Annotated in this window: 10 protein-coding genes; 3 read left to right on the top strand and 7 right to left on the bottom strand. The window is 49.6% G+C overall.

Going from position 1 to position 8,257, the window contains the following annotated elements; translation table 11 throughout:
* Nucleotides 1-222 precede the first annotated feature (222 nt).
* Together AC4E7D_RS08400 and era are read left to right on the top strand one after the other, a co-directional pair.
* Nucleotides 223-1,578, top strand: coding sequence for an alanine/glycine:cation symporter family protein (locus AC4E7D_RS08400; RefSeq protein ID WP_490173359.1), 1,356 nt, complete (start codon nt 223-225; stop codon nt 1,576-1,578).
* The gene (gene era, locus AC4E7D_RS08405) at nt 1,578-2,462 is read left to right on the top strand and encodes a GTPase Era (protein WP_490173360.1); all 885 of its coding nucleotides are present in this window, start codon (nt 1,578-1,580) and stop codon (nt 2,460-2,462) included. The genes AC4E7D_RS08400 and era overlap by 1 nt, the downstream gene beginning before the upstream one ends.
* Here era and AC4E7D_RS08410 read toward each other — a convergent pair whose 3' ends face one another.
* Nucleotides 2,463-2,960, bottom strand: coding sequence for a GTP-binding protein (locus tag AC4E7D_RS08410; RefSeq protein WP_490173361.1), 498 nt, complete (start codon nt 2,958-2,960; stop codon nt 2,463-2,465).
* A gap of 151 nt (nt 2,961-3,111) precedes the next feature.
* Between AC4E7D_RS08410 and der the strand changes: the two genes are divergently transcribed.
* Nucleotides 3,112-4,413: a ribosome biogenesis GTPase Der gene (gene der, locus AC4E7D_RS08415; protein WP_490173362.1), complete on the top strand. Its 1,302-nt coding sequence runs from the start codon at nt 3,112-3,114 to the stop codon at nt 4,411-4,413.
* An 8-nt stretch (nt 4,414-4,421) separates the two neighbouring features.
* Here the strand turns inward: der and AC4E7D_RS08420 are convergent, their stop codons facing one another.
* The 6 genes from AC4E7D_RS08420 to AC4E7D_RS08445 are packed head-to-tail and all read right to left on the bottom strand — an operon-like array spanning nt 4,422 to nt 8,147.
* Nucleotides 4,422-4,883 (bottom strand): hypothetical protein, encoded by a 462-nt coding sequence (locus AC4E7D_RS08420; protein ID WP_490173363.1) that lies wholly within the window; start codon nt 4,881-4,883, stop codon nt 4,422-4,424.
* Nucleotides 4,884-4,934: 51 nt separating this feature from the next.
* Entirely contained in the window at nt 4,935-5,753 is an 819-nt protein-coding gene (locus AC4E7D_RS08425; protein WP_490173364.1) for a TPM domain-containing protein, read from the bottom strand.
* Nucleotides 5,734-6,177 carry a TPM domain-containing protein gene (locus AC4E7D_RS08430; protein WP_490173365.1) on the bottom strand — a complete coding sequence of 148 codons (444 nt, stop codon included), beginning with the start codon at nt 6,175-6,177 and terminating at the stop codon, nt 5,734-5,736. The genes AC4E7D_RS08425 and AC4E7D_RS08430 overlap by 20 nt, the downstream gene beginning before the upstream one ends.
* Nucleotides 6,178-6,180: 3 nt before the next feature.
* On the bottom strand, nt 6,181-6,780 hold the full coding sequence (locus AC4E7D_RS08435; protein ID WP_490173366.1) for a LemA family protein: 600 nt from the start codon (nt 6,778-6,780) through the stop codon (nt 6,181-6,183).
* A 60-nt stretch (nt 6,781-6,840) separates the two neighbouring features.
* Nucleotides 6,841-7,170 (bottom strand): MerR family transcriptional regulator, encoded by a 330-nt coding sequence (locus AC4E7D_RS08440; protein ID WP_490173367.1) that lies wholly within the window; start codon nt 7,168-7,170, stop codon nt 6,841-6,843.
* Nucleotides 7,170-8,147, bottom strand: coding sequence for a M23 family metallopeptidase (locus tag AC4E7D_RS08445; RefSeq protein ID WP_490173368.1), 978 nt, complete (start codon nt 8,145-8,147; stop codon nt 7,170-7,172). The genes AC4E7D_RS08440 and AC4E7D_RS08445 overlap by 1 nt, the downstream gene beginning before the upstream one ends.
* Nucleotides 8,148-8,257: the final 110 nt, after the last annotated feature.

The following is an 8,257-nucleotide window of genomic DNA, read 5'->3' on the forward strand; positions in this document are numbered from 1 at the left end:
CAGCGACCTTCGGGTTATGAGCCCGACGAGCTACCTACTGCTCTACCCCGCGATGTCTCTTTTTAAGGGCGTTGCCCTCCGAAGCGCCGATCTATATCGGTGCGCAGGAGGGCAAATATACAACGGTTTATTGGTTTATTCAAATTCACCTATTGATTATATTTTATCAAGCCTTAAAGGGAAATTCAGAAAATCCCTAACTTCGACGCCATACAACCACCTATGGAGCTGATCAACGATTTTCTTTCCAACCTCATTCCCCTTACCGAATGGCCCATGTTCATCCTGCTCATTGGAGGCGGCCTTTTCCTGGTCGTCTATTCCAGAGCCTTGCCTTACCGCTTCTTTGGACATGCTATTGCCATTACTGCCGGAAAATACGACGATAAAAATGCCAAAGGGGAGGTAAGTTCCTTTCAGGCACTTTCGGCTGCTGTAGCGGCTACCGTGGGGCTTGGAAATATCTCAGGGGTGGCCATTGCCATTCACGACGGGGGGCCAGGGGTGGTCTTCTGGATCTGGATGACGGCCCTTATCGGGATGTGTATCAAGTTCTACTCCTGTAGCCTGGCCATTATGTATCGCGGGACGGACTCTGATGGAAAACTACAAGGGGGTCCCATGTTCTATATCACCCAGGGAATGGGGAAGTGGGGAAAACCGTTAGCGGTATTCTTCAGTTTTTGTGGTTTGTTTGGCTTCCTGGGTGTCTTTACCGCTAACCAGTTTACGGAAACCTTTATGAGCGTGGTGGAGCCCACAACCACACTACTCGATACCAGCGAATTCAACTGGAAACTGGGCATCGGGATCGTGCTGGCCGTAATTACCTCCTTTGTTATTTTTGGCGGGCTCACCAAGATTGCCAAGGTGGCCTCTGCCATCGTGCCCTTTATGGTCCTGATCTATCTGGTAGCGGTCATCGTGGTGATGGCAATGAATTCCGAAAAAGTATTCCCGGCCCTGGAAATGATCATCACCGAGGCCTGGAATTTCAAAACGGTGGTCACAGGGGGCTTCTGGGGACTGGTCATTATCGGGATCCGGAGGGCGATGTTTTCCAACGAAGCCGGACTGGGGAGCGCACCTATGTACCACGGGCAATCCCGGAACGATGAACCTATAAAGGAAGGCCTTGTAGCCAGTTTGGGCCCCTTTATCGATACCATACTCGTCTGCACCTTTACCGCTGTGGTCCTGATCCTCAGCGGGGCCTATCAGGAAGATGTGAGCGGGATCGTCATGACCCTTAACGCCTTTAAGATCACCCTGTTCGACTATGGGGACGAACTGCTCATGCTGATCGTAACAGCCTTCGCCCTGTCTACTTTGTTTACGTATTCCTACTACGGGGTAAAGAGTTTGTCCTTCCTCACCAATGCCAAAATCGGGAAATGGTACAATGTGTACTTTGTGGTGATGATCATCTTTGCGGCTGTGGCCTCCCTGGAACTGGTCAAAAACCTGATCGACCTCTCTTATGCACTCATGGTAATCCCCAATATGATCGCCCTGCTTTACCTTGCCCCTAAGGTGAATGCGGCCGCGAAAACCTATTTTGCTAAAATGAAAAAATAATGGAAAAGCATAAGGCCGGTTTTGTCAACATTATCGGGAACCCCAACGTGGGGAAATCCACGCTTATGAACGCTTTTGTGGGGGAGAAACTCTCCATCATTACCTCTAAGGCCCAGACCACACGCCACCGTATCCTGGGGATCGTGAACGGGGAGGATTTCCAGGTGGTGTTCTCAGACACCCCGGGGATCATCAAACCTGCCTATGAATTGCAGTCGGCCATGATGGATTTTGTAAAGTCTGCCCTTGAGGATGCGGATGTGCTGCTCTATATGGTCGAAATAGGGGAGAAAGCCCTTAAGGATGAGAACTTCTTTAAAAAACTCCAGAACAGTAAGATCCCTATACTCCTGTTGCTGAACAAGATCGATAAGGCGGACCAGCAACTCTTGGAGGAACAGGTGCAGTACTGGCAGGAACTGTTACCACGAGCAGAGATCCATCCCATTTCTGCCCTGAATAATTTTAATGTGCAGGAGGTTTTTGAACGCGTCCTGGAGCTACTACCGGAGAGCCCACCCTACTTCCCAAAGGACCAGCTGACCGACAAGCCTGAACGCTTCTTTGTGAATGAGACCATACGGGAAAAGATTTTACAACAGTACAAGAAAGAAATCCCCTATTCCGTGGAGGTGGATACCGAGGAATTCCTGGAGGATGAAGACATCATCCGTATCCGCTCCGTGATCATGGTGGAACGGAATTCCCAGAAAGGGATTATCATCGGGCACAAAGGTGCCGCACTGAAAAAGGTGGGTATAGCTGCCCGGAAAGACCTGGAGCTATTCTTTGACAAACAGGTGTACCTGGAGCTTTATGTAAAGGTGAGCAAAGACTGGCGAAAAGATCCCAGGAGGCTGAAACGTTTTGGGTATAATCCCTGATTAGGTCTTCAGGTCAAGGGCCTTTTTCATGTAGCTGAACAACTGTTTCATCTGGGGCTTGCCTTTTCTTTTCCCTGCCCGGCCAAAGGCATACAATGTAAACCAGAGCACCACCATAAACACCATTGCACCCACCTGCAGACCATATGGCCGGTCCAGGGCCGCTGAAGAGTAGGCCCATATCCCGAAAATGATAAAGAAGGTAGCCACCCCGAAGTGCAGGAACATAAAGAAGGTCCACAGGGTGGGATTGGGGCCGAACAAGCCGTACAACCGGCTCTTCCCGTCTTCCAGTTCGTTGATCTCCAGGTGGAGCTGGGGCGACCAGAAATGAGCTTCTTTCTTATTGAATTTTATAAAAATATGGTCGTCCAGTCGCTTCACCAGAAAAGGCTTTTCCACCTCGCCTTCGAAACTTTGAAGCGCCTCTTCCTTTGAGGTATCCAGTTTGATCTGGAACCGAGGTCTCAGGACAATTTCATTGGGTAAGGCAGGCATGGGTCAGCTATTGTTTCCCAAAAGATACCGAATTCCTGCCAAATATCCCGATGGAGGGAAGGTGAGAAGCGGACCTTTTATTTGGGGATTGAAATACGTCCGGCTTGTTAATCGGTTCATTAGTAGTACCTTTGTGCCCTAATTTTAACCCATGGGAGCGATCGTTGCCATAGTAGGAAGGCCCAATGTTGGGAAGTCCACTTTTTTTAACCGCCTCATCCAGCGCCGTGAGGCCATTGTGGATGCGGTAAGCGGGGTGACGCGTGACCGCCATTACGGGAAGACCGACTGGAACGGAAGGGAATTCTCCCTGATCGATACCGGGGGGTATGTAGTAGGCAGTGAGGACATCTTTGAGCAGGAGATCGACAAGCAGGTGGAACTGGCCATAGACGAAGCGGATGCCATTCTGTTTATGGTGGATGTGGAGACGGGTGTTACCGGGATGGACGAGGATGTGGCCAAGATCCTCCGCAAGGTCAATAAACCTGTATTCCTGGTCGTAAACAAGGTAGACAACGCCAAGCGGGCCGAAGATGCTGTGGAGTTCTATGCCCTTGGCCTGGGCGACTATTACACAGTGTCCAGTATAAACGGAAGTGGTACCGGTGACCTTTTGGACGCTGTTGTTGAAGTATTGCCGGAAACCGAAGAGGAGGAAAACGAACTGCCGCGTTTCGCCGTGGTAGGCCGGCCCAATGCCGGGAAATCATCCTTCATAAATGCCCTGATCGGGGAAGAGCGGTATATCGTTACAGATATTGCCGGCACTACCCGGGACAGTATTGATACTAAGTACAACCGTTTTGGCTTTGAATTCAACCTGGTAGATACCGCGGGGATACGGCGTAAGGCCAAGGTGAAGGAAGACCTGGAGTTTTATTCGGTCATGCGTTCGATCCGGGCAATAGAGCACTGTGATGTGTGTTTGCTGGTGATGGATGGCACCCGTGATTTTGACGGACAGGTAGAAAACATTTTCTGGCTGGCCGCCCGGAACAACAAGGGTATCGTGATCCTGGTCAATAAATGGGACCTGGTGGAGAAAGAAACGCAATCGGTTAAGGAGTACAGCAAAAGGATTCGAAAGGCGATAGAACCCTTTACCGACGTACCTATTGTCTTTATCTCTGCTCTGACCAAACAGCGGATCTACAAGGCCATAGAAACAGCTGTTGAAGTGTATAAGAACCGCTCCAAGCGCATCCCTACACGCAAGCTGAATGACACCATGCTCCCAATCATCGAGCGGACGCCCCCACCGGCCACCAAGGGCAAGTATGTAAAGATCAAATACTGCACCCAACTGCCCACCCATTACCCGCAGTTTGCCTTCTTCTGCAATTTGCCGCAGTACGTAAAGGAACCCTACAAGCGTTTCCTGGAGAACAAGCTCCGGGAACACTTTGATTTTACAGGAGTACCCATTACGATCTACATGCGGAAAAAGTAAATCGCCTACTATTCGAGAATAATAGTAAAGAAACTGGAGTAGGTCCCCCGCTCAACAGCGAAGTCACCTGCACTCAGGGTGGTGAGGGTCAATCGGTCCCCACAGCACGGGTCGTTACCTGACCGCGTAAAGCTGGCCTCCACGTCAAATATCCAGTTGTTGCCAAGCTGTATGGTGTAGGTATATTGCCCGGGCTGCCAGTCAAAATTGTTGAGTTCGAGCAGGCCGGAAGTTGCTCCCTGTGTATTGGGTAAGACACGGATCTGCAGATTTTCCATGACCTCGCCGCTAACCGTAATATTGGATCCGGTGTAGGTACCGTTTGAAATGACATTTTCCCCATTCTCGATCAATTCCAAACGGATGGCATCCCCTGCGGCGCATAATACCAGCGAGCAGTCCACGCTCTCATTCTTACAGGAAAGCAGGAATGCTAAAATGACAAAGGCAATAAGGATTCTTTTAAACACGGTAATAGAAAGTATATAGCTAAGATTCGAATAATGGATAAGGGTTGCTTTTTACCAGCCCCCGGAAGCGCCACCGCCACCGAAGCCACCGCCGCCAAAACCACCGCTGAAGCCGCCGCCGCCGAAACCGCCCCCTCCAAAGCCTCCGCCTGAGGATCCGCGATACCCATCCCGGCCCATATTGCTGAGGATGATGATGTCCCAGAGGTCAAGTCCTTTTTTGCGGCCCCCGCGCCGGCCCCCGCCTCCTCGACGGTTCCTGCTGGAGAGGATGATGAGGATAACTATAAAGAGGATGATGAGGATAACTATAAAGATGATAAAGGGCAGAATGGCCCCAAAAGGGAAATTCCCATTGTTGTCAAAGGAACGGTCTTCCCGGAATTCCCCGGTAAGTACTTCAAAGATGGCATCTGCCCCTGCGTTGAGGCCAGCATAGTAGTCCCCTCTTTTAAATTCTGGGATGATCCGCCGGTCAATAATGCGTTTGGACATGGCATCGGTCAGGAACTCCTCCACACCATAGCCGGTATTGATGGCTATTTTCCGGTCCCCTTCTGCCAGCAGGATCAGGATCCCGTTATCTTCATCGGCCTGTCCGATCCCCCATTTCTGTCCCCATTGTGCCCCGAGGAAATTAATATTTTCCCCTTCTGTGGAATTGATAATGATCACAACGATTTGGGTGGAGGTGCTGTCTGCATAACGGATCAGCTTTTGTTCCAGGGATTTTTTCTGAGATGTAGAGAGCAGGTCCACATAGTCGTAGACACTGGTCTCCAAAGCCGGCTTTTCCGGGATGGTAAACTGGCCCAGGAGTAGATTCCAGCTCAGGAAGAATAATAAAAGACTAACCCCTCGAAATTTCATTGCTCAGTTCGTTCTCATCATCCGGGTGCCAGGGGAAATGGGCTTTTAATTCCTTGCCAGCCATCAGGACCCCCTGCACGATCCCGTCCTTAAAATGGCCTGCTTTAAAGTGTTTTTGTATGACGTCTTTGGTATCGTTCCAGAAATTGTCGGGGACCACATTATTGATGCCGGTATCTCCGAATATTACAAATCTGCGGTCTTCCACGGCAACATAGAGCAAGACCCCGTTGCTTTCCTTTGTATTGTCCATTTTAAGGAGGTGAAAGATCTCCTGTGCCCGCTCAAAATGGTCCTTTTTTGAGGAAGCTTCAAGATGCACCCGGATCTCCCCCGAAGTGTCCCTTTCGGCCTCCAGGATAGCATCCACGATCTGCTGTTCTTCCTCTGAAGTCAGAAAAGCTTCTACATTGGAAGTGTCCATGGATCAATTGAATTCAAAGTCTACATCCGGTGCCACCTCGGAACCTGCTTCGGCCTGGTAACGTGCCATCTCTTCGAAGCCAAACCATCCGGCCAGGAGTTTGTTCGGGAATTTGGTGGTGTGTATGTCGTAGATATTAACCGCTTCGTTGAACCGGTTGCGCTCCACGTTGATCCTGTTCTCTGTACCCTCGAGTTGAGACTGCAGGTCCAGGAAATTCTGGTTCGCCTTAAGGTCCGGGTACCGCTCTATGGTCACCAGGAGACGCGACAAGGCAGAGGACAGCCCGGTTTGTGCTTCCTGGAAGGCAGCCATACGTTCCGGGGTAAGGTTTTCAGCGTCAATGGTGGTAGCAGTAGCTTTTGCGCGGGCTTCTATCACCTCGGTAAGGGTGGTCCTTTCAAAGTCTGCAGCCCCTTGTACGGTCTTCACCAGGTTGCCGATCAGATCGTTTCTGCGCTGGTAGGCACTTTCCACGTTGGACCATGCGGTTTTCGCATTGGCTTCGTACTCCACAGCGGTGTTATTGAATCCAACAGCCCAGTTGTACAGGACTATGGCGAGTACAGCCAGGATAATTACGGGGATTAACCATTTTTTCATAGGTGTCTATTATTTTACAGTTCGGTAATTATATGTAGCAGGCAAGCGCCTTTTGTTACATCAAAGCTGGTCTTTGATTTTTAGGAGTTCGGCTTTCACCTTTTCGAGTTTCTGGATGATCTCAAAATTGTTAAGGGTTTTCAGCCGTTCTTCGCGGAGGTGGGTTTTTGCCCCTTCCAGAGTAAAGCCCCGTTCCTTGACCAGGTGGTAGATCAGTTGGAGGTTTTTGATGTCCTGTGGGGTAAATTTCCGGTTCCCCTTAGCGTTCTTTTTGGGCTGGATCATATCAAATTCCTTCTCCCAAAACCGGATCAGTGAGGTGTTGACGTCAAATGCCCTGGCAACTTCACCAATACCGTAATAGCGTTTTTCAGGTAGATCGATGTGCATTAATCCAGGGATTGGTTTTCTTGATTTGCATATTTCAGCATATTAGCAAACTCCTCAGCTGTTAAACTGCCGTAGTAAAAGTTGATCGGGTTGATCTTTTGCCCGTCTTTCCACACCTCATAGTGCAGGTGAGGTGCTTCGGAACGGCCTGTACTCCCTACAAAGCCAATAAGGTCGCCACGCTTTACCTTCTGCCCCCGCTTCACGTTGTATTTGCTCAGGTGGGCATAGAGGGTGAGGTAGCCGTATCCATGGTCAATCCGGATGTGCTTCCCAAAGCCCGAGGCACGGTTGTCTGCCCGTTTTACAACGCCATCCCCTGCAGCATAAATGGGCGTACCCCTGGGTGCTGTGAAATCCATGCCCCAGTGCATTTTCCTGGCTTTGGTGAACGGATCAGAACGCCAGCCATAGCCCGAGGCCATGCGCGTGAGTTCTTCATTGGTTACCGGCTGAATGGCCGGGATGGCCTGAAGCAGTTTTTCCTTCTCCTCAGCCATTTTGGCGATCTCGTCCAGCGACCGGGACTGTATCACCATTTGTTTCTGGATGATATCCAATCTTTTGGTAGTGGCAATGATCATCTCAGAATTATTAAAACCTTCCAGGGAACGGTATCGGTTTACACCTCCGAAACCAGCCCTGCGCTGCTCTTCAGGTATCGGGTTGGCTTCAAAGTAGAGCCGGTAGATGTTATTGTCCCGTTCTTCAATATTGGCCAGGACATATTCCATTTGTTCGAGCTTCCTGTTCAGGAGCTCAAACTGTAATTCATAATTTTTAACCTCGCGTTCAAGGGAGAGTTCCCTCGGGGTATTGAGGATGTTGGTATTTAGCAGAAAGATGTGACCGAGTGTGCCAAAGAGTGCGGCACCCAGAACAAACAGGAAAATATTCCGGTATTTTCTGGACTTTTTAGGCTCTATCTTCCGATAGGATAAGGTGTCCGGATCGTAATAGTATTTTACCTTAGACATGAAGGGATTTTATCCTATTTTTGTGCATTCGTTAAATGAAAACAAACAAATATAAAAATTGTTTTGTATAACGCCTTAAAATTACGCAAACTTCACCTATTTGTATGAAT

This window comes from Lentiprolixibacter sp. (genome assembly GCF_982873095.1).